Below are 21,860 nucleotides of genomic sequence, written 5' to 3' on the forward strand. Positions count from 1 at the left end.
TTTCCATTCAAAGGGTTATTCATAAACACGTACTCAATAACACCCTTAAAGGGCACCCTATGTGAGTACATGCAAAGTTAATTGACAAAAAAGTCAATCCGCAATTATATGGTAGAAAACGCTTGTTTTCAAGCACTTAACTAACTTTCCATTGCGGACTGGCGTCCCCGTCAGGACTCGAACCTGAAACTAGCCCTTAGGAGGGTTTGGTTCAAAAATCGCCAACCATTTGTTTTAAAACATTAATTCAAATTCAATCTTTGTTTTTTTGTCAAATTTTTGTCAAATAAATTAGAAAGTTTCTGATTTTTTTGTCAAATTTGTCAAATTGGCGTCCTCGACACGAATCGAACGTGCGACCTATTCCTTAGGAGGGAATCGCTCTATCCTACTGAGCTACGAGGACACAGAAAGCGAGATTTTACACTACTGAGTAATTAATCAATGACTATTCTTCTATTTGATTAATTATCCAGTTTGTCCAGCCCAATACAGTAGAAGCTCTTCTGCTGTATGTTTCTTCGGAAGTTACTTTATTTAGTTTTGACTCTTTCATTATCAATACAACTTCGTCTTTGGTGGGCATGCTGGCTTTATTGAAATATAACTCTAATGTTTTTCTAAATACGGTTTTAGCCAATATCAGCTTAATAAAATCAAGTCTACGAGAGCTAATATCCTTTTTAAATATCGCTTTTCCTTTGCTACTGAGACAGGCAGCTATACCACCGTCTTTAAATGCCTTTTCTGTTAAGCCTAGATATTTGCAAGCATTCAAATAGTAATCAGTTTGCCGAGAGTCAAAGTCGTAGTTTTCTGTAATTTCGTCTTTGCTCAATATTTCGGAAGTGTTAATCAATTCACATAAATTGATTACTCTTTCAAAAGAGTCGGCTTGTGGGAAAGGTGTATCTAATGGCTCTGGCTCTATGGCAGTAGCTAAAATTAATTGCTGTATTATTTCAACATTGATCACAATATTGTAAATAGCATACCTCTTACTTTTAACGAGATAGATAGAGTTATAGCCTTCAATATCTGTAAAAGCATACTCTCTTAATTCAAATACTCCATTTGAATAAGTGAGGTAAACATTTTTTACCTCTTTTTGAATTGTTTCTTTCCATTTTCTAAATGGATAATAAAGCTGTCTAATAATGAAATCGTCGGATATGTAGTTTTTAGCTTCAATCAATACAAAAGATTTTTCGCCTTCATATCCTCCGTCAATTTCAATTTGTGCTTTTTCAACTGTGATTTTTTTAGTATGAAATTTATCTAAACTGAATTCAAAAGTGCTTGTTCCCATTCTGCCTGAAACAGTTGAAACTAATTCTTCACCAATAAAATCGTCTAATATTTTTGATATAGAAGCGCAGCTTATAGCTGTTGACTCCGAACTAATATTATTGAAATCTAGGCTTTCATAAATATTGCAAAATCTATAATGCTCTACTTCTTCTGGTATTTCTTCAAATTTATGGAAAATATTAAATTTTCCTAATGTGTAAGAGCCACGAGAGGTTGGCAATATTCCAATACCATTTTTAGAAAAAATATTAGGAAGTTGACTAGTATTATCAAACTTAGTCATTAACCTTGCTTCACGAAATTGGTTTATTTGTGTAGAGGTGATATTAAAGAAATTATGTGTTTCTAATTGATTGAAAATATCGTATTTTTCAAATAACGATGTCCAAGCTAATTGATTAAGATTAGTTTCACTCATAGTTTCTAATTAAAACTTCGTCAACCGCACCTCGTTTATCTGCTACTGAATTAATTGCACGATTAGCTTGAATTATGTCAATTGTGTAATCTTTGTAGAGATCTTTAATAAACTGAGTGCTTGAATTAGACAGCAAAAATTTAACATTTCTTTTTGTTAAATCGTCACACACTTCTTTCAATCGTATTTGATCAGCTTCTTGCCAGCCACCTTGAACATATCCAGTAAAGTTTGAGCTTTCGGATACTGGGTGATATGGCGGGTCAAAATAAACAAAAGATTTTTCGTCAGCAGATTTAACAGCTTCGGCATAATCACCATTGAGTATTGTTATATCCTGCTCAGCTAAAAACTTGCTAACAGCCTTTAATACAGGCTCATTCACAATATTAGGGTTTTTATAGTTGCCGAATGGACTATTAAACTCACCTGAATTATTAACCCGATACAATCCATTGAAACAGGTTTTATTGAGGTAAATTAATCTTGAAGCTTTCTCTACTGCTGAAAGGTCAGCAAAACTTTTATCTCGGTCTAGCTCACGAATTTTATAGAAGTATGTAGAAGTGTTCTCGTGCTTCTTCAAGCTTTCTATAAGGTCGTCTAAGTTGTTTTTAACAACATTGTAGGCATTAACCAGGTCAGCATTAAAATCGTTGATTATGGAGTGTTTATTTTGCAGGTGGAAAAACACTGCTCCCCCACCAATAAATGGCTCAAAATATTTAAGCTTAGCTATGTCTTTGGGTAAGACAGGCTTGATTTGATCAATCAACTGTCTTTTACCTCCCACCCATTTAACAAATGGGGTTATAAGCTTGTTTTTCGCCATTTTATCACTCTCAATTTACAGGCGAAACTGTAACACAATTACAGTTTTTACAAGCGCTCTGGTAGCACCTGAACAACAAAAAATTATGACTTAAAACTCAATGTTTACAAGGCTTTTGTCGTAAATTGCTTATACAAGAATAGCTTACAGCTTATCCAGCATATCCATAATAAAAAACCACACTGAGAAGCCAACAAGCTATCTCAAAGTGTGGGGTGTGTTGTGGGTATGTGGTTAAGGTTATTTCTCCACACTAAACAACATTAATGATAATAATCAAACTTATAATTGAAAACATTATTCAATTCGTCAAATTTCATTTTGAACTCAAATTGATTTTGATAAATCATTTCTAAATTATCTTTCGTTGTTGCCCTTAGGTAATTAATCAATACCTCACTAATCATAGGACCATAATTTAATAACAAGTAATCTTGCTCATATGGAACTTTAAGAATAATGTTTTTAGCACAACACATTAAGAATTGCTGCTTTGAATAACCATGATATTTTTTATTTTTATTCATTATCAATTCCCTTCCGAAACTTCAACAAGCAAAGGAAAAGGAATATCATTTAAAGCTGAGTTAACAATGTCATTAACTAAGCTAGGAATGAATACGAAAGGGAGATTGATATCTAAGAACCTATCAACTCTTGCAGGGGAATTGCTGTGGATTTTGCTTTCAATCTCATAAACTAATTGATATTTATCAGTTTCGGAGTTGAAGCCAATACTGAAATGTATAAGCTTTAATTTTAAGTCTTTTAGTTTTTTCTGGAATTTTAGAAATTTATCTAAGGTCTCACTATTAACAAGAGCTTTTAATATATGATTGTTATTACTAGCTAAGTTAATTCCTTTATTACTTCTTAAAACATCTCTAAATAAATCACCATAGATCGGGTGTTTTGTAATTGCTTGCATAATTATTTCCTTTATTTCAAGTTTAGTTTTGTTTCTCCTTTACCCGATTGGTGGGTTCTTCGCTAAAGAAATAATGTTAACACATTTTAAAAATGTTTACAACATATATTTAATATAAATTAAAGTTTTATTTATTTTCCTATTACAATTTCATTACTAACTGATTTAGAATTATTTATAAATTTTTCATTTAGTTTTTTATTTATTGAATTATGAAACTCAATTATTTCATTAAGTTTTTTATTAATCTGTCCTTCTGTTAATTCAGTTTTATCTTCAAGCTCTAATAATTTATTGTTTAGCTCAATTTCATTTGCTTGGCTTAAACTCTCAATGTAATCATTACTAGTTAAATCATTGTTGCTTGTAGTGCCTGATTTCTCGCTGTGGCTTAATTCCTCTTTAAGTTGTGCTATCTGTTCTTCAATAGCTCCCTTGTGTTTCATATAGTCAGGATCAAGAGGGTCTAGGCTCAATAAACTGAGCTCTAATCGCTTTATATCCCCTATTGTGGCTGTCTTATTACTATCACCAGATCTTGAAGTGGTTACAGGTGTGCTAGCTGGCTTGCGTGGTGTTGCAGATTGGCTAGGTTGTGCTTTTGTTGCTGCTTGGCTTGGTTGTGCCTGTGGCTTGCTCTGGCTAAGTGTAGAAGTACCAGGACTTCTATTAGAAAGCTTTGCAAAGGTCTTAGATTGACTAGATTTATTGAATGTATTTAATGATTTTGTTATGAATGCATTTTTTGAATAAACAAAATTGTTTTTGGTGAATTTGCTTAATTTGTTATCTTTTTTAAATTCTTCTAATTTTTCAGTGTTTGTTTTATTAGAAAATTTTGCATTACTTAAAGATAATGTTTTAAGCTTCTTCATTGAAACAGTCGCTTTTCTATCCTTCATTAATTCATTAAGGGTTTTGTCTTGACTAGTTTGCTTTTCTTTTATGCTCTCTAATTTATTTTTATCAAAACCTAATGCCTTAGCATTCCCTTGCCAGTAAGATCTCAAATCTTCTAAATTATGACTGTCCTTTTTAGCTCTTACTTTTAAGCTGACTTCTTGTTTTTTTGAATAGTCTGCATTTTCCCCAGCTAATTTATTAATTTGTTCACTTCTTTTTGAGAAGTTATCTCTTAACTCGTCTGTAATACCTTTTACTGCAAAGTTTCCGTGTTTATCAGCTTCATAAAGATTGAAGCCTAATTCTTGCAAACCTTTTGCTAATTCATATTGCCCGACTTGATCAAAGTATCTAATCGTTTCGTGTCCGTTATGCTTTTCATACTTAGCCTGCAATAAAGTATGAGAATGGTATTTATTATCTTTGCCTAGAACCTTAGGGAAAACTGTAAAGTGTGTGTGCTCCTGGGCATCAACTACGCCTAAGGGGTTAATGATTTTGTCGTTAACCTCTCGGCTTGTGTGGTGATTGAATGTAGCTATTCCAACGGCTTTGGCTAATTCAAAAGTGGTTTTATTGTTCTCTGTTTTTCTTATGTATGTGTTTTGCTCAATGGCTCTACATATCGCATTTACTGCCTTATCTCTATAAACGTCCATTTTCAAACGTGTTTCTTCGTCCGATAGGTTATAAATCAAGGTCCAGTCCTTAGGAGGTGAGAAACAAATATCAATGCCTTTATTGTTTTCGCCTCCGAAGTCTATTTGCTTCAAGTATTGTTTTTCTGTAACTGGCTTATTTTCTAAGCCTTGATATCTCATTAAAGTGCCTTTAAAAATACCTTGCTCGTTGTCGTTCTCACTGTAATAGTCGTGTTGAGAATGGTCTAAGTGATAACTTACATTATTGATTTTTCCGATTGAGATCATATTTCTAACTCCTTTTTATTTTTGTTTTTAGTTAGCAAGCTTCTAATTTCGTCTATCTCAGTGATATTGTTGTTTTTGCTTTCTGTTGTTAAGTTTTCTACTATGTCGCCAGCAAGATTGATAGTTGCTAATGCTCCGGTGGTATCAATAGAGTGAGCTATAACCTCCTTAATGGCTCCTTCCAATGGGTTTGTATCAATCTCAGTTTTTGAAGGCTCTAAATGAGTTGTTACAATGCTTTCATTTATAACAATCTCTTGATTGGTCGTAATAATCTCTTGTTGCTTATCTTCTAATGCTGAATTAATTTTATTGATTGGCTTAGAGCTAGCAGCGCTTGAACTTGATTTGAAGCTAGGTTTAAATTTCTTAGGAAATTTAACAGGGGGCATAATCACAACAGGCATAACCTTATCTTGTGAGTATTTGAATAAAACTCTTACTCCAATGAAGTTAAGGTTTTTGTCAGTTTGTGGTCCAAGAATATTATTGAGCTCATTAATGTTGTAGGCAGGTTGTTTTTTCTCAGTAGTTTTATTTGAAAATGTTTGACCTTGGGCTGTGAAGTTTGTAGTTGTTGAATATTCAATTATGTCCTGTTCGCCTATCAATTCCTTAATGTATTCAACTTCGTCACTAGCAAAACGGCAGACAATTTTGTTTTGAAAACTTGCCATAAATGATTTGTGATCAGCTGGCTTATTGTTAGATTGAAATTTCTCTTTGATTTGTGAGCTTCTTTGAAGAATTACAGTTGTTCTAATATTCTTACTTCTGCCAACGTCTGGAAGCTTCATAAAATTATCTAAATCAATGCTAGATAATTGGGGGAATTCGTCAAGTATGAAATGTATTTGAGAGGTTGGCTTATATGAGTTATCTATAAGCTCTGGCACGATTAAATTAATAAATGCACCAATATATGAGTTTGCTATATCACTATATTTATTAGAGTTAGATAGCATTATTACTTGTCTATCTTTTTTATTAGCTATCCACTCTCTAATATTAAGAGACTTTTCTTTTTCTTTCTTATTCCAAAAACTGCTTAAAGTTTCAAACTTTCTTATTATCTCAATGCAACTAGCAAGAACACATAATGAAGTTTTAGCATTTTCACTATTAATGTATATGCTCGCAGTTGGGTTGTATTTTGTAATGAATTTATTGATTTCATCCAATTGCCCCTGATTTTTCTTTAACTCTTCTTTTAGCTTTGATAAATCGTCACTTGTAACAGTGTTTATATCTACTGGCTGAATGTTAAAGCTATTCCATTGTTTAACAATGTCGCCTAATGTGCCTTTAACTACTCCGTTTTCTTTGGTGGTTCTAACGACACTTCTTACAAAGCTATCAATCACAGAGATTGAGCCGACGTCAAAAAAGTCCTTCTTGTTAGCCCCTTCGGTAAATGCCATTACAAATGTTCTAATTCTGGAATTTTCGTTTTCTAGCTCGTCACTTGCTACTAGATTAAGAAAATCTATTGCATAGCCTGCTTTCTTGTTCCAGGGCTCTATAAGATAAAGGCTTGTATATCCGTCTAGCTTCTCTAATTCGTCACCTTTAACATTGTGAACAATGGCTTTGTGGTCATTGTCTATAACTTCCTTTAATAGCCTATCTGTGTAAAGCGTCTTACCCGATCCAGCTTCTCCGGTGATCACTGTTGAGAGCTCTAAAACTGGCTTAGGCAAGTAAATAGTTTTTTTGAGTGGTTTGTATTTGTGGCTGTTTAAATCAAGTTCACCAGCTCTTAAAAATGCTATTGTTTGATCGGTAGACTTATGAGCAAAGTTTTTGCTTAAATTAGTTAAAACTTCTTCTGTATCGTCTACTATATTTCCAGCTTTTATTACTTGTCTATTTTGTGCTTTTGTAAATTGGTTAGTTAAAAAGTGAGAAACTAAACAAGAAGGAATGAAAAAAAATAGTATCGTGAATTGAAATAAAACTGAGTTTATTTTCATATACTCATAGTCTTTATTCAAAAACAATTTGAATTGTTTTATAAAATCTAAACCCAAATACTTATTGAAAAATAAATATGTGAGTGAGAAAAAGACAGCAGAGAATAAGACGATATTGAAAACAATTATGTGATTTGTGTATCTTCTAAACTCGGACGGTGCTAAAAATGCGTCTTGCTTTGGACTTGATATATACCTAATTTTCATTTTTTAATTACTCCTTATTGTTATTTTTATCAGTAATTTTTTTGTATTTTATTTGTTGCTCATAACTTCTAAAATCTTTCCTAACACTAAATTTATGTTTTCAATTTCTTCATTTGTGTGATTAACTTTTTCTAATACTTTGCTTTCTTCTTCCTTTTTTAAAATATATTTTTCTAAAATATCATTGATAAAATCGTTTAAATTATTGAATTTTTCTTCTTGTGATTTCTTTGTTAAAACTATTTTTACCAACGGTTTTAATCTTATTGTCATTTGTTCTTTTTTCATTTTTATTATCCTTTTGTTGTTGTTTTTATACTTCTAGTTATAAGTCATTTTTATTCAATGTCAAGATTTAGAATTAGACTTTTTTATTAATGGCTTTAAATAAGGATTTTGATTAAGTCTTGCCTTTGATTTTTGGGTTTATAGAATTAAGTCTCACTTCATAGGTTTTAACCTATATATCTATATCCCATAAGGGATATAGCAGAATCGCGACACGGAAGTGTTGCACTATGTTTGAAAGAATTAGTTATAATTCTTGGGGTAGCTAGCTAGCTCTTTTGATTTTGGCTTTTGTTCTTAGTTTTTGAATAAAAAAAATCCCCTTTCGGGGAAATTTTAATTTACAAATCACTGGTTAATTTTTCAATATGTTTATTTGTTTTACTGTCTTTATCTTGTGAAGTTCTAAACATTAGCTCTATGAATTTACTTAATGATAGGTTGTAGTAACTTGAAACTTCTATCATTTCTTTTTTTAACTCCTCACTAACTCTCATTGATATTTTTTTGGTCTTTTTCATTTCAATGTCTCCTTTATTTTATTGTTATAGACTTGTGAAAATGAAGAATGATAAATTTTTCTATGTCTTTATGTCCTGCGTATGTATCCCACAGCTCTAAAAATTCTTCAATTTGTTGCTCTGCAAACTCATTGAAATAGATATCTAACTTATTGAAATTGTTTAGACCTGTTCTCTCATAGATTGAAAAAATCATTTGATTTCTGTTGTAAGCAATAAATTGATTATTCCAGCCTCCGAAAATTTGAGTGTCCTTGTATCTCAAAATCTCTTTTACTAGTGGAATTTTCTCTTTCTTTGATACATATAAATTGTTTTTTAGTTTTATTAAAGCTTCCATTTAGTTGTCTCCTTTATTATTATCTGGGTGCTTATTGGTTTTTATTGTGTCAAACAATTCATTAACTATCTTGTCTGCAACTTCTTCGTCTGTGAATAAATCTTCTACTTCATTGAGGAATAAACCTCTTTCACTGGAAAAATTGTCATTTGCAAAAATATCAAAATCTTGCTTTTCTCTTACGGGTTCTGCTAATCTCTTTTTTTCTCTCTCAACTCTTTCTATATCTTGAATGTGTTGCATTTCAATGCTTGCTAAAACAAAAGCCATTGTTAAATTTATGTTTTCGTATAAGTTTTTTTTGATATCATTCAAATACATTAATTCAAGATGTAACATATTTTCTTTTTCTTTCTCAATTTCATTGATTAGCTTTAAATCATTGAAATAACTTTTTAATGTGCTATCCATTTTATTATCTCCTTTATTTTTTTTATTATTGGATCGGTGCCTTACATTGAAATCTATATGTAATGTATAGTTTTTTCTCTACCTCTTTTACAATCTCTTTCAATACTTTTTCAAGCTCTTCTTTATCATTGATTCTTTCATATGCTTGCATTCTTCTATCATTTAGATCTTTAAGAATTTCATATAAAAGATTGCAGTTCTTAATCATTCCAATTTTTTTAAATCGTGTTGGCTTGAAAATCTTAAACTCATACTGATTGAAGAAATGACTGTATGCATATTCTTTCTTGATTGTTCTATATACATAGAAATCTCTATCTTTAAGCTTTTCGTAAAATATTGAAGCTATACAAGATAAAACTGATTTAGCTACACAAAGCTGTGGAATATCTATAAAATAATCTTTTGAGCTATCTAAAAAGTTAATTGAACCTGTTTTGCAAACTAGATTATTAATTATTGCAGTATCGCCAAAATCGAATGGTGTGATATGAATGTAATAGTCTCTTGAATAGCTAGGATAATTATTAACTTGTTCTTTGTAATATTTGTAATAAGTATTTATGTATTTTAGTTCTAATAAGTAATTTTTTATTTTTTTTATCATTATTAAACCTCTCCTTTATTATTGTTATTCTTTAAATTTAATAAATGAATTCCAATTGTCAATACATCGTCATTACATTTTAAAAATATATTTATTGAGTTCTATAAAAAAACAGGTCGCTCGCAAGCTCGCTTTTTGAAAGTAGGTTGTGCATTCGCACAAGATCTTGATAGGTCTTAATAAACCCTCTAATGAGTGTTTATTAAGGCTTATTGATAATGAGATATAGAAATTTGATTTAAAAGGCTTGTAGGCTCTTAAAATGTGACTGAGCTCGTAGAGTTTCTTAACTTATCTGTTCTTCTTGATTTAGCTTGACCTTGCTTCGCAGAAGCTACTTTCCAGGAGCGAAGCGACCAGGGTTGTTAAGACCTAGCAGGTTTTAGCTTAACTAGTTTTGTTGTGAGCCATAGCGAACACAAACAAAACGGCTCTTATTAAGATTTCTCTTTATCTATATCTATTTATAGATATAGATAAATCTATATCTGTCTAGCTGACTTTTTTAGTCAATTCTCTATAAGCCTTTTAGAATAAGGCTTAATTCACTGTAAAAGCATTTTTAATTTAGTCCACTTTATTACAGTATTTTCTGTATATTTTTGGACTAACTGTATTTATTCACTTTCAAATTACAGAATATTCTTTATTAAATTACAGTTTTTTGAGACTATAAAATAGAATTTTTTTCTTGAAAATCTGTAATTATGTTATTGACTTTTACCTTTTAGTTGCTTTAATTAAATTAGAACAACAATAAAGGGTGGAATTAATGAAAGAGAATAAATTTATTAAGCAGTATTTAGATAATAATAATATTGAAGTTAAAAACGGAAAGTTTTATAGCAAGAATACTAGATCAATTAAAAATACTGTTGAGCTTGCAGACGATAAGCAGTTTATTAAAGTTTTTATTAGTGCTAACGGTGTATTGAGCAATTTAAAGAATAGTTCTAAATTAGTCTTTGAGTATGTTTTTAAATGTTTACAAGACAGTGCCAGCTTTAATAAGACTGAAATAGAAGTTAATTTTAAGCATTACACAAGGTTTTGCAGATACAGCAAAATAAAGCCTTTGTGTGAAAAAAGCTTTTATTTAGCTAGAAAACAATTGATTGAATTAGATATTATTGACGAGACAGAAGAAAAGGGAATATTCTTTTTTAATCTAAACTATTTTTTTAATGGCAATAGAATTACTGTTATTACCGAGTATGTGAGAGTAAACAGTGAGTCTACAAGCGATAATATTATTGTTCTTGATACTGTCATACCAATTAGAGAAGATAATGAGCTAGAAGGCTATAAACAATCTAAAAGGTCAGCATTTCAAAGCTAATAAAAAAACCCCAAATTTTGGGGCTTAGTTATTTACTGTCATTTTAGTTATTACTTAATCAATGCTTTATCAAGTGAACCGTGCAAGTCAATAAAACCTTTCACCCAAGCAGGCTGTCTTCCTATTCCTGACCAAGTTTGTTCTGGAAAATCTGGATTAGCATACATAGCTTTCTTTTTTTCTGTGTTGTTAGTTTTAAACAACTCTTCTGTTGTAATGCCATATTGAGAAATAGTTTTTTTCAATTCTTTGATTATGTCTTTTCTTGACTCTTTTAAAACCTTTTGTTTTTCAACTTCTAATGCCTTAATTTCTTTTTCAATCTCTGTTAGTGTTTTAGCCATTTTTATTATTCTCCAATTCGTTTAATTAAATATAACAAAACCGATGATATTCACGTTTTATTCAAAAGTAAACTTTTTATTCAATCTTTTTAGTTATATTGTCAATTAAATTTCTTGTGTAGTGTTTTGTCATTCCCTTGGTTAAATGACCAACTTGTCTTTGTGTGTCTCTTTCATTCAATTTATTATCACTATTAACTCTTAAATTTTCTTCGTGATTAAATAAGTGAGTTTTCTCAAAGTATGCAATGTCATTAATGTTTGCAAGCTCACTAACAGACATAGGGTTTAAATGTTCTTCTAATGCTCTACTAATAAACTCACTTCGTAAGTCCTGAAATTTAAAATCTTCAATGCCTGTCGACTTCTTAATTCTCTGCCATTGTGAATTGAAACCTTCAATTGTCAGCTTAAAGACTTTATCAGTAAGCTTTTTATGCTCATTATCTTTAATTAGCTTACTTACGATAATTTGAGCCTCTGGAAGCAATTTAACCTTGCGGGGCAAGCCGTTTTTTGTTTTATATAGCTGTATGTAGTTATCTTTCAAATCACCTTTTTTAAGTAGCATAATTTCACTTTTTCGCATTCCGGTGAGTAAGGCTAACACTGTGATAATGACTAAACTTTTATTGTCATTGCTTTGTAATGCTGTTAAAAGTTTTGTTTCTTCTTCTTCACTTAGTCTACGATCTCTTTTAATGAATGCATTTTTTAAAGCCTTCTTATTGACTTTGCGAACTGGGTTAATGTCTTTCAATACTTCATATTTACTATAATAATTCGAGAAGTTATTAAAAAAACTACTTATATAGTTCAGCTCTCTCTTAACAGTAGCTTTTGCAACTGTTTCTAACCTTTTATCAATATAGCTGGCTATATCTGCGCTTGTCATTTTTAAAGGGTTTAGCTCCCCGAATTTAATCGTATACTCGTCTGCAAAGGCATTAGCTACTGCAACAGGGGAAGTTAAGAACATTGAATTATCAGTTATTTCTAATGCAGAAATATTTTTAATGAGCTTTCTATATTTACGATTACTCATTTTGTCTAATTCGTTTAAATCATTATGTTTTCTAATGAAATGCTTTTCATTGAAAGCTTCTAACAATGCTTCTAAGCTATCATTTAATTGATATTGACTTCTTTCATACTCGTCAAAAGCTTGTTGTTCTTCTTGTGTAAGGAAGTTATTTAAAGCATTTTTTCCGATAATCGTTTTTGAGTTGTTAATGATTTCATTAGCAATGTCCAGGCTATCAACTAACTTATTTAATTTGAGTTCTTTTTTATTAATTCTAACTCTGTATTTAGTTATGACTGTTCCGTCTTTTTGCTTATAGCTGACTTCTTGTATACCTTTTTGAATGTGTGCCATTTCTAACCCTTATTTTTGACAAAATCGATTAGAACAGCCCCCTCTTTTTTTGTCAACTTTTTGTCAAAATAATGAGGGAAAACGAATTTTTTGAAGATACTTAAAAATATAAGTAATTGATATTTATATATATAATTTTAACTTAATAAAATTACTAGCCCTTAGGAGGGGCTGGTGATATCCTGTTTCACCACGAGGACAGCGCCGCGCTATTTTAAACGCTTACAGGTAAAACGCCTACCCCACAAAGCACAAAATCAGGCTTGCCGAGGTACAAGACTTGTGAGTAACATGCTGCTTTAAGTCTTTAATTCAAGCCATCCGTGATGAACAGCCACACTATTAGCCTATATGCCGCCGCCATCCGCCACGCCATTCTTGACCATGAAGCAGATATAGAATGCCTGGACCGCGAAATTGGCGACGGTGACCACTACATCAACATGAAACGTGGTTGCGAGGTGATTGCTAGCATGACAGATGAACTCACTGCCTTGTCCGCTGCAGATGCCCTCAATAAAATCGGCATGAAATTGCTAAGCACGATCGGCGGTGCTTCAGGACCCTTGTTTGCCAGCTTTTTCATGAGCATGAGTAAAACGCTCAAGGGCAGCGAAACGTTGAACACACTTCAGATGGCCCTTGCTTTTGAAGCAGGTGTGCAAGCCATCATGCAGCGTGGTAAAGCACAAGCCGGAGAAAAAACCATGCTGGATGTCCTGATTCCGGTTGCAAATACATTTAAGCAAATGGCGGAACAAGACAAATCCAGCCAGGAAATTGCCACCGCCCTCAAACAAGTGGCAAGCACAGGATTAGAATCTACCCGCAATATGCTGGCCACCAAAGGCCGCGCATCGGGGCTAGGGGAACGTGCGATTGGTCATCTGGATGCAGGAGCAAAAAGCTGCGAGGTCATGATACATGCAGTCTGTGACGCTGTTTTAATCAGCTAGACAACCTTCAAACGCATTTATCACTCCGGAGTGAATATGAAAAAATTCTTGAACAACGTAGACCAGATGCTTGTTGAAAGCCTGAGTGGGTTTGCCGCTGCGCATTCAGATCTGGTCGACATTCAATTTGATCCTACCTTTGTAGCCCGCAAGCAAAAGTCGGATAACAAAGTCGTATTGATTTCAGGTGGGGGTTCTGGTCACGAACCATTGCATGCTGGCTATGTAGGCAGAGGTATGCTGGACGCTGCCTGCCCAGGCCAGGTGTTCACCTCACCGACACCAGACCAGATGCTGGCGGCCGCTGAAGCAGTGCACGCTGGCAAAGGTGTGCTGTTTATCGTCAAGAATTATGCGGGCGATGTCATGAATTTTGAAATGACCACTGAAATGCTGCCGTTTGAGCATGCCACCGTGCTGACTTCTGATGACTGTGCGGTCGTTAATAGCACTTACACCACTGGCAGACGCGGCGTGGCAGGGACGGTGATTGTCGAAAAATGTGTAGGAAGTCTGGCAGAAACAGGTGCTGATCTGGCAAGCTGCAAGGCACTGGGCGATAAAATCAATGTGCGCACTTCCAGCATTGGCGCCGCCCTTACCAGCTGTACTGTGCCAGCGGCCGGTCGCCCCACATTTGATATCAGTGAGGATGAGATAGAGATGGGCGTCGGCATACACGGTGAGCCAGGCCGCCGTCGTGAGGCTATGCGAGAGGCTGATGCGATTGTGGGTGATATGGTCGCAGCCATCGTGCAGGATATTGAAGCCAAACAATTACCCACCCATGGGGATATTTTGTTGCTGGTCAACGGCCTTGGCGCAACACCGCTGATGGAGTTGTATTTAATCTACAATACGGCCGCCAAGTTGCTAACTGAAAAAGGCTTTCATATTACCCGCAGCCTGGTGGGTAACTACACAACCGCGATTGATATGGCCGGTGCTTCGCTCACCGTTTGCTTGCTGGACAATGAAATTACCCAACACTGGGATAGTCCCGTGCATACTGCCGGGTTGCGTTGGGGCTGCTAAGTCCAGGGACTGGTCAGCATGTCTGCGACCTGCCATGCGGGCGGCTTGCGTTAGGCTATGCTGGCTGCTTGCTCACTGCCAAATGGGGATATGGCGTGTTGTTTGCCGCATTTTGCCATTGCATCCGCGCCTGAGCAGTAGTATGTTAGCAATTGGGGATACTTCGACTCAGCCAATGCTGTTGACGTAGATTAATACAACATCACAATAAGAATTTATCGCGTGCACTGCCGCAATATCATCACTGATCATTCCTTTAGCCCTATCCAGCCCACGGGGTCTGCTTGCCGCAGCTTTAGCTAGCTTTAATGATCATGCGTTTCCTGAATTACAAACAATCCCTCACCATGGAAGTCATGCTGCAAATGGCATTAAGGGTCAGCATCGTGATTATTGTCGTGAGTGCGCTGACGTATTGGCATATCTACAAAACCCTGGTCAATTCAACCATAGATGGCCTGAAACATTACATACATGAGCGCGGCCAGCGAGAAAGCGTCATTTTCAGGCTGGCTGAATCAAACCACCAGATTTTCAGGGCGAGCTTCCTGGCCCACTGGCAACAGGACTTTTTTTATAATGACCGCTATTTCTGGCAGGTCTTTGAAAAAAGGCCAGACCACACCATTCATTTACAAAAAAAAGCCTACGATGGCTTTTTTAACCCGTCTGGCCTGATCAGCAAAGACATTACTGCCTATGTAGGGGCGAATGCACCGGCAGATGATCATGATTTCAGAAAAAAACTCCTACTGGCCTACACGCTTGTGGATCACTTCGGCGTGGCCTGGACGCAACAATTCGCCAACCTCTATGTCTCCATGCCCGAAAACGTCAACATCGTATATTGGCCCGGGGTCAGGTGGGCCGATAACGCAAGCAGCAAACTGAATGTGGTGTCGGAAGAATGGGTCTATATCACCACCCCTAAAAATAATCCTGAGCGAAAAAGCGTCTGGACTGGCCTTTATTATGACCCGACCGCACTCGAATGGATGGTGTCACTGGAAACACCCGTCGACATTACGCCCACCAACACCTTGAATATCGGCCATGATATTTTACTTAATGCCTTGTTTGACCGCGTTTTTAATGACCACTTGTCTGGCACTTATAACTTCATTTTCCGAGAAGATGGCCGCCTGATTGCACATCCGGCAAAAATAAAAGAGATGAACCGCACGCACGGTATGTTGATGATTTCACAACTGAAAGATGCTCAACTCAGCCATTATTTCCAGACTTTGCGGGCGACGATCCAGAAAAAACAGGCAGATTATTTTATCGTCGAAGCAGAAGACGAGTTCCTGGCAACCACCAAGATTGAAGGCCCAGGCTGGTGGTTCGTCACTGTCTATCCCAAATCCTTGCTCTCCTCTCCTTCACTCAAAGCTGCCAAATTTATCTTGATCATCAGCCTATTAGCCTTGATTATCGAGCTGATCATGCTGTATCTGGTGATGAAGAAAAAAGTCATTGAACCCCTGGAAACCTTTATAGATGCTTCTAGTGCAATTGAGGCCCAGCATTACGACAAAATTACCGGCAATGTACTGCCACTTCCAGACCAGCTGGATAATGAAATCGGCAAACTGGCCAAGCTGTTTAAAAGCATGTCCAGCAGCCTGCAACAATTCCGAGGTGATATGCAGCACCTCACGCATACGCTTGAAGATCAGGTCAAGATCAGGACACGCGAACTGCAAAAGGCAAAAGAAAAGGCTGAAAAAGAAGCAACCATTGACAGCCTCACACAGATTATTCCTAACCGGCATTCTTTTTACAACCGGGCCAAAGCCTTGCTACAACAGGCAGATCACGCTGGTTCTACAGTCTGTTTCCTGATGCTGGATATCGATTTCTTTAAAATCATCAATGACTCCTATGGCCACCCACAAGGTGACCAGGTATTGATTGCCTGCGCCCGTACTATAGAAAAAACCATCCGTGACAATGACCTGCTCGGCAGACTAGGCGGTGAAGAATTTGCAGTGTTATTGCCGGATACCAGGCTGGAAGAAGCACAAGTTATCGCAGAACGTATCCGTGCAAGGATTGCTGATCTATCATTCCACACGGCACAACATACACTTCGCTTCCACACCACTATCAGCATAGGCATTTCCAGCTCATCGGAGACTATTTACGCTTATGAGCTACTCTACAAACACGCAGACCTTGCCTTGTACGAAGCCAAGCAATCTGGACGCAACCGCGTGGTCAGTTATTCTGGCAACTGGACTACCGCACAGGAAGACATCTCCGCACCCTGATCAAGCAGTCATTCAAGAGGGAAAAAGCATCTGCCATAACTGGCTGACGACTTCGCGTTCAGCTTGCAGTTCTTGGCTTGGAACAACCGCCTCCGCGCCCTGTAATTTCACATGATGAATCAAGGTGCGATACTCTCGATAGGCATCTGCCACTTGCTCCGCCAGCGCAGGCGACGTGATCAACCCTAACTGCGCGCAACGCCGCAACATGCCGATATTGCCGATATTGTCTGTGAGCTGTGGATAGCTGGTAGCATGCGCGAGAATCAGATATTGAACAATGAACTCGACATCAATGATGCCACCCACGCCCTGTTTGACGTCAAACAAACCGACTTTGGGTTTATGCGCCACACGCATTTTTTCGCGCATTTGAACAATTTGCTGCTTCAAGACGCCGATGTCACGCGATTGGCAAATAATGTCGTGGCGGATGCGCTCAAAAGCCGCACCGATTGCAGTATTCCCCGCCACAAAACGCGCACGGGTAATGGCCTGATGCTCCCATACCCAGGCCTTGTGCTGCTGGTATTCAGCAAACGCGGTGACCGTACTCACCAGCAAGCCACTGTTACCGTCTGGTCGCAGCTGCAAATCTGTTTCGTATAGCAATCCTGCATTGGTCAGGGTGTTAAACCAGGTATTCAGGCGCTGGGCAAAACGTGCATAAACTTCCTGTGCTTTATTCGCTTCATCGTCATACAGGAAAATAATATCCAGGTCTGACAAATAACCCAATTCCTTGCCCCCAAGCTTGCCATACCCTATCACGGCAAATTTTGGCGTTTCAAGGTGTTTGAAGGAGAGGTTCTGCCATACCGTCTGCACGCTCACTTGCAATATCACATCAGCCAGCGCACTTAAATCATCCGAAATCGCCTCCAGCGGCAAGGCCGTCATCAAGTCCTGCGCTGCGATCTTGAGCACGTTGGCATGCTTGAAATGCCGCATGGCATCCATCTGCGCTTCGACATCGCCAGCCAGCTGCTGCATGTGCCGTGTCAGCTCAGCTTTCAACTGCACCGTATCAAGACGCTTGAACAAGGTTTGCTTGTTCAGTAACTCATCCAGCAAAATCGGGTGCGCTGAAACATATTGGGCAATCCACGGACTGGCTGCACACAGCTTCACAATCAGGGCAAGTGCATCTGGGAATTCTGCCAGTAAGGCCAGATAGCTGGCACGGCGGCAAATACTTTCGAGCAAATCCAGTGTGCGGATTAATGCAGTATCAGGCGTAGTGCTTTGCTGCTGGCTGGCCTCACGCAACAGCAAAGGCATCAGTTGATCCAGACGCCGCCGGCTTTGTTCCGGCAACTGCTGGATACGCTGGCTTTGTCGGGTCTGCTGTAATAAATGCACAATATCATTGGCGCGCGTGTAACCGTTCTGCACAAGCCATTGTTCGGCTTCTGCGGCAAAAAGAGTCCCCTGCCATAACGCCGTTTCCTGTTGCAAATCCTCGTTTTTCGCATCTTTAAACGTATCATCAAAGAAACGCTGTACCCGGTCACGATGATCATTCAGTTCTGCCATAAAACTGGCCCAGTCAGCATGATTGACCATTTGCAGCAGATAACCGCGGTAGGTATCAGAGTCGGGTAAATCCTGAGTCTGCTGGTCATCGATATACATCAAGCGATGTTCGAGGTTACGCAAGTAGATATAACTCTCCTTCAACGCTGCCACATCCGGCGCTGGCAACATGCCGCGGGCTGCCAGGCAATCCAAGACAGCCAGGGTCGGTTTGATCTGCAAATCAGGTACCTGGCCACCGCGGATCAACTGAAATACCTGCGCGATAAACTCCACTTCACGGATGCCGCCACGGCCCAGTTTGATGTTGTTGGATAAGCGGCGCTGGACGACATCGCGTTGAATCTGTACCTTCAGGTCACGCATGGAGGCATAGGCATTGAAATCCAGATACTTACGAAATACAAATGGCCTCATCACCTTGCTTAAAGCTGCGTCCGGCCCATACACCACACGCCCTTTGATCCAGGCGTAACGTTCCCACTCGCGGCCATAATTCTGGTAATAGTCTTCAAGTGCATCCAGATTGCAAACCAGCGCCCCTTCCGAACCGAAGGGCCGCAACCGCATATCCACCCTGAATACAAAACCATCTGCCGTTGCCTCATCAAGTGCAGCAATAAGCTTTTTACCCAGGCGCGTAAAAAAATCCTGGTTACTGATGGACTTCTCGCCATCAGTGACACCTTCATTTTCGTAAGCAAAAATGAGGTCAATATCTGACGAAACATTGAGCTCACGCCCGCCCAGCTTACCCATACCCACCACGATTAGTTGCTGGGACTGGCCCCTGGCGTCGCACGGTACACCGTAGGTTGCCACCAGGCGTTCATGATAAAAATCGACCGCCGCTGCAATCGCCGATTCTGCGAGGGCACTGGTGATTTCCGCCACTTCGGCAAAATCAGCCAGCCCATTGAGATCGCGCAAGATCATATGCGCCATCAAACGCTGCCTTAACAGCCTGAGATGTTGTAAAAAAACCGTTTCTTCAATATTTTTTTCAAATACAAACAGAGCGTTAACATCTTTAGTCTTATATGTCTTATATAAGTTATCTAACAAATCAGTTATAAAATCTGTATGTTTCGTAACGAATCTGGCAAAAAAAGGGCTGCAGGCTGCCGCATGCAGTAAATAAGCCGCTTCTGTAGACGCGACCTGCTTTTCTGTTAGAATTTGGGCAAGCTGTTGCATGAGATTTCTGCTCTTGTGATGGAATGTGTGCTCGGAGAGTTCGTTAATCAGAACCAGAATAATAATACCTGAGGTTCAACCACACTTTCATTTTTTGACACTGATTTTTGGGGGACGCTATGTCTATCGAATCTGTACTTCATGAACACCGCGTATTTGCACCAGGCAAAGCTTTCTCGAGCCAGGCAGCGGTCGGCAGCATGGAGGAATATCAGCGCCTGCATACAGAAGCTTTGCAGGATTACGAAGGATTCTGGGCCAAACTGGCACGCGAATTGTTGATTTGGCACAAGCCATTCACTAAGACGCTGAATCAGGATAATGCGCCCTTTTATAAATGGTTTGAAGATGGCGAGCTGAACGTTTCGGCTAACTGCCTGGACAAGCACCTGCAAACCATCCCTAACAAAACTGCCATTATTTTTGAAGCTGACAATGGTGATGTCAAAAATGTCACTTACAAAGAGTTGTACCATCAGGTTTGCCAGTTTGCCAATGGCTTGAAATCCCTGAACCTTGTCAAAGGTGACCGGGTGATTATTTACCTGCCTATGGGTATTGAAGCCATCGTCGCCATGCAAGCCTGTGCACGCCTGGGCATTATCCATTCTGTGGTGTTTGGTGGCTTTTCGGCAAAAAGCCTGAATGAGCGCATTATTGATGCAGGAGCGGTCGCTGTCATCACTTCTGATGGCCAATACCGTGGCGGCAAAACCTTGCCACTGAAACAAGCGGTAGATGAAGGCATTGCCATGGGTGGCTGTGACAGCATCCGCAATATCGTGGTGTTCAAAAAAACGGGACAGGATGTCAGCTGGGACAACAAATGTATCTGGTGGCATGACCTGATTGCCGGTAAACCAGATACCTGCGAACCAGTCATGGTCGATGCCGAGCATCCATTATTCCTGCTCTACACCTCTGGCTCCACCGGTAAACCCAAAGGTGTACAACACAGCTCGGCAGGCTATCTGTTGCATGCGATGAACACCATGCGCTGGACCTTCGATATCAAACCGGAGGATATTTACTGGTGTACGGCCGACGTGGGTTGGATCACTGGCCATAGCTATGTCACCTACGGCCCCTTGGCTATGGGGGCGACACAAATCGTGTTTGAAGGGATCCCAACCTTCCCTAACGCTGGCCGTTTCTGGGAGATGATACAGCGCCATAAGGTCAGCGTGTTCTATACCGCGCCAACGGCGATTCGCTCCCTGATCAAAGCCGGTGAGACCGATTTCACCACACATCCCAACCACTTCGATTTGTCCAGCTTGCGCCTGCTGGGCACCGTAGGCGAACCCATCAACCCGGAAGCCTGGATGTGGTACTACGAACAGGTAGGCGGCAACCGCTGCCCGATTGTGGACACCTTCTGGCAGACTGAAACCGGTGGCCACGTGATTACGCCACTACCTGGCGCGACGCCACTGGTACCGGGATCCTGTACCCTACCCTTCCCCGGCATTGATATCGATGTCGTCGATGAAACCGGTAAAGATATTCCATGGGGCAGTGGCGGCCTGCTGGTCATTAAAAAACCCTGGCCCTCCATGATTCGTACTATTTACAACGATCCTGAGCGTTACAAAGCCAGCTATTTCCCTGCGGAGTTAGGCGGCAACCTGTATCTGGCGGGCGATGGCGCCGTGCGTGATGCCGATACCGGCAACTTCACCATCATGGGTCGTATCGACGATGTACTGAATGTCTCTGGTCACCGTCTGGGCACCATGGAAATCGAGTCGGCGCTGGTGGCGAATCACCTGGTGGCAGAGTCTGCTGTGGTCGGCAAACCGCATCCGATAAAAGGCGAGTCTGTGGTGGCTTATGTAGTACTCAAAGGCAAACGGCCGGAGGGTGATGAAGCCAAAAAGATTGTGGCTGAATTGCGTGACTGGGTAGGCAAAGAAATCGGCCCAATTGCCAAACCGGACGAAATCCGCTTTGGGGACAACTTGCCAAAAACCCGTTCAGGCAAGATCATGCGTCGTTTGTTGCGCAGCCTGGCGAAGGGTGAGGAAATCACTTCTGACATCTCCACCTTGGACAATCCGGCCATTCTTGACCAATTGAAACAAGCCGTCAATTAACCCTCTACCAATCATGGAAGGTTTAATCATTCTGATTA

19 protein-coding genes and 1 tRNA gene are annotated in these 21,860 nt (G+C 38.7%); 5 read left to right on the forward strand and 15 right to left on the reverse strand.

Annotated features, from left to right (window positions below):
* Positions 1-329: 329 nt before the first annotated feature.
* The 12 genes from F463_RS0103425 to F463_RS0103480 form a co-directional block, all read right to left on the reverse strand.
* A tRNA-Arg gene (locus tag F463_RS0103425) sits at positions 330-406 on the reverse strand.
* A 42-nt stretch (positions 407-448) separates the two neighbouring features.
* Positions 449-1,729: a type II restriction enzyme gene (locus F463_RS0103430; RefSeq protein WP_018985651.1), complete on the reverse strand. Its 1,281-nt coding sequence runs from the start codon at positions 1,727-1,729 to the stop codon at positions 449-451.
* Positions 1,722-2,561 carry a DNA adenine methylase gene (locus F463_RS0103435; RefSeq protein WP_018985652.1) on the reverse strand — a complete coding sequence of 280 codons (840 nt, stop codon included), beginning with the start codon at positions 2,559-2,561 and terminating at the stop codon, positions 1,722-1,724. Before F463_RS0103435 ends, F463_RS0103430 begins: the two co-directional genes overlap by 8 nt.
* A 263-nt stretch (positions 2,562-2,824) precedes the next feature.
* Positions 2,825-3,088, reverse strand: a complete 264-nt coding sequence (locus F463_RS0103440) for a hypothetical protein (protein WP_018985653.1) — start codon at positions 3,086-3,088, stop codon at positions 2,825-2,827.
* 2 nt (positions 3,089-3,090) lie between these two features.
* On the reverse strand, positions 3,091-3,489 hold the full coding sequence (locus F463_RS0103445; protein WP_018985654.1) for a hypothetical protein: 399 nt from the start codon (positions 3,487-3,489) through the stop codon (positions 3,091-3,093).
* 131 nt (positions 3,490-3,620) lie between these two features.
* On the reverse strand, positions 3,621-5,321 hold the full coding sequence (gene mobF / locus F463_RS0103450; protein ID WP_018985655.1) for a MobF family relaxase: 1,701 nt from the start codon (positions 5,319-5,321) through the stop codon (positions 3,621-3,623).
* Positions 5,318-7,501: a type IV secretion system DNA-binding domain-containing protein gene (locus tag F463_RS0103455; RefSeq protein WP_018985656.1), complete on the reverse strand. Its 2,184-nt coding sequence runs from the start codon at positions 7,499-7,501 to the stop codon at positions 5,318-5,320. Before F463_RS0103455 ends, mobF begins: the two co-directional genes overlap by 4 nt.
* Positions 7,502-7,549: 48 nt before the next feature.
* Positions 7,550-7,789: a hypothetical protein gene (locus tag F463_RS0103460; protein WP_018985657.1), complete on the reverse strand. Its 240-nt coding sequence runs from the start codon at positions 7,787-7,789 to the stop codon at positions 7,550-7,552.
* Between the two features lie 341 nt (positions 7,790-8,130).
* Positions 8,131-8,310, reverse strand: a complete 180-nt coding sequence (locus F463_RS0103465; protein WP_018985658.1) for a hypothetical protein — start codon at positions 8,308-8,310, stop codon at positions 8,131-8,133.
* Between the two features lie 13 nt (positions 8,311-8,323).
* The gene (locus F463_RS0103470) at positions 8,324-8,650 is read right to left on the reverse strand and encodes a hypothetical protein (RefSeq protein WP_018985659.1); all 327 of its coding nucleotides are present in this window, start codon (positions 8,648-8,650) and stop codon (positions 8,324-8,326) included.
* A complete protein-coding gene (locus F463_RS0103475; protein ID WP_018985660.1) occupies positions 8,651-9,061 on the reverse strand; it encodes a hypothetical protein in 411 nt (136 codons plus the stop codon).
* 25 nt (positions 9,062-9,086) lie between these two features.
* Positions 9,087-9,668: a hypothetical protein gene (locus F463_RS0103480; protein WP_018985661.1), complete on the reverse strand. Its 582-nt coding sequence runs from the start codon at positions 9,666-9,668 to the stop codon at positions 9,087-9,089.
* Between the two features lie 772 nt (positions 9,669-10,440).
* On the opposite strand from F463_RS0103480, the gene F463_RS0103485 reads away from it, so the two are divergent.
* Complete coding sequence (locus F463_RS0103485; RefSeq protein WP_018985662.1) at positions 10,441-11,007, forward strand: hypothetical protein; 567 nt, start codon at positions 10,441-10,443, stop codon at positions 11,005-11,007.
* Between the two features lie 50 nt (positions 11,008-11,057).
* On the opposite strand, the gene F463_RS0103490 is transcribed toward F463_RS0103485, so the two are convergent.
* Complete coding sequence (locus F463_RS0103490) at positions 11,058-11,351, reverse strand: H-NS histone family protein (RefSeq protein ID WP_018985663.1); 294 nt, start codon at positions 11,349-11,351, stop codon at positions 11,058-11,060.
* Positions 11,352-11,427: 76 nt separating this feature from the next.
* Positions 11,428-12,729 (reverse strand): tyrosine-type recombinase/integrase, encoded by a 1,302-nt coding sequence (locus F463_RS0103495; RefSeq protein ID WP_018985664.1) that lies wholly within the window; start codon positions 12,727-12,729, stop codon positions 11,428-11,430.
* A 326-nt stretch (positions 12,730-13,055) separates the two neighbouring features.
* Here F463_RS0103495 and dhaL point away from each other — a divergent pair, with 326 nt between their 5' ends.
* The 3 genes from dhaL (at position 13,056) to F463_RS0103510 (ending at position 16,993) form a co-directional block, all read left to right on the forward strand.
* Positions 13,056-13,685: a dihydroxyacetone kinase subunit DhaL gene (gene dhaL / locus F463_RS0103500; protein WP_018985665.1), complete on the forward strand. Its 630-nt coding sequence runs from the start codon at positions 13,056-13,058 to the stop codon at positions 13,683-13,685.
* Between the two features lie 36 nt (positions 13,686-13,721).
* Positions 13,722-14,720, forward strand: coding sequence for a dihydroxyacetone kinase subunit DhaK (dhaK, locus tag F463_RS0103505; protein ID WP_018985666.1), 999 nt, complete (start codon positions 13,722-13,724; stop codon positions 14,718-14,720).
* A 314-nt stretch (positions 14,721-15,034) separates the two neighbouring features.
* Positions 15,035-16,993 (forward strand): GGDEF domain-containing protein, encoded by a 1,959-nt coding sequence (locus tag F463_RS0103510; protein WP_245545120.1) that lies wholly within the window; start codon positions 15,035-15,037, stop codon positions 16,991-16,993.
* 12 nt (positions 16,994-17,005) lie between these two features.
* Here the strand turns inward: F463_RS0103510 and glnE are convergent, their stop codons facing one another.
* On the reverse strand, positions 17,006-19,774 hold the full coding sequence (gene glnE / locus F463_RS0103515; protein ID WP_281163709.1) for a bifunctional [glutamate--ammonia ligase]-adenylyl-L-tyrosine phosphorylase/[glutamate--ammonia-ligase] adenylyltransferase: 2,769 nt from the start codon (positions 19,772-19,774) through the stop codon (positions 17,006-17,008).
* 71 nt (positions 19,775-19,845) lie between these two features.
* Between glnE and acs the strand changes: the two genes are divergently transcribed.
* On the forward strand, positions 19,846-21,822 hold the full coding sequence (gene acs / locus F463_RS0103520) for an acetate--CoA ligase (RefSeq protein ID WP_018985669.1): 1,977 nt from the start codon (positions 19,846-19,848) through the stop codon (positions 21,820-21,822).
* Positions 21,823-21,860: the final 38 nt, after the last annotated feature.

Origin of the sequence: Methylophilus methylotrophus DSM 46235 = ATCC 53528 (assembly GCF_000378225.1) — a bacterium.
Lineage (GTDB): Bacteria > Pseudomonadota > Gammaproteobacteria > Burkholderiales > Methylophilaceae > Methylophilus > Methylophilus methylotrophus.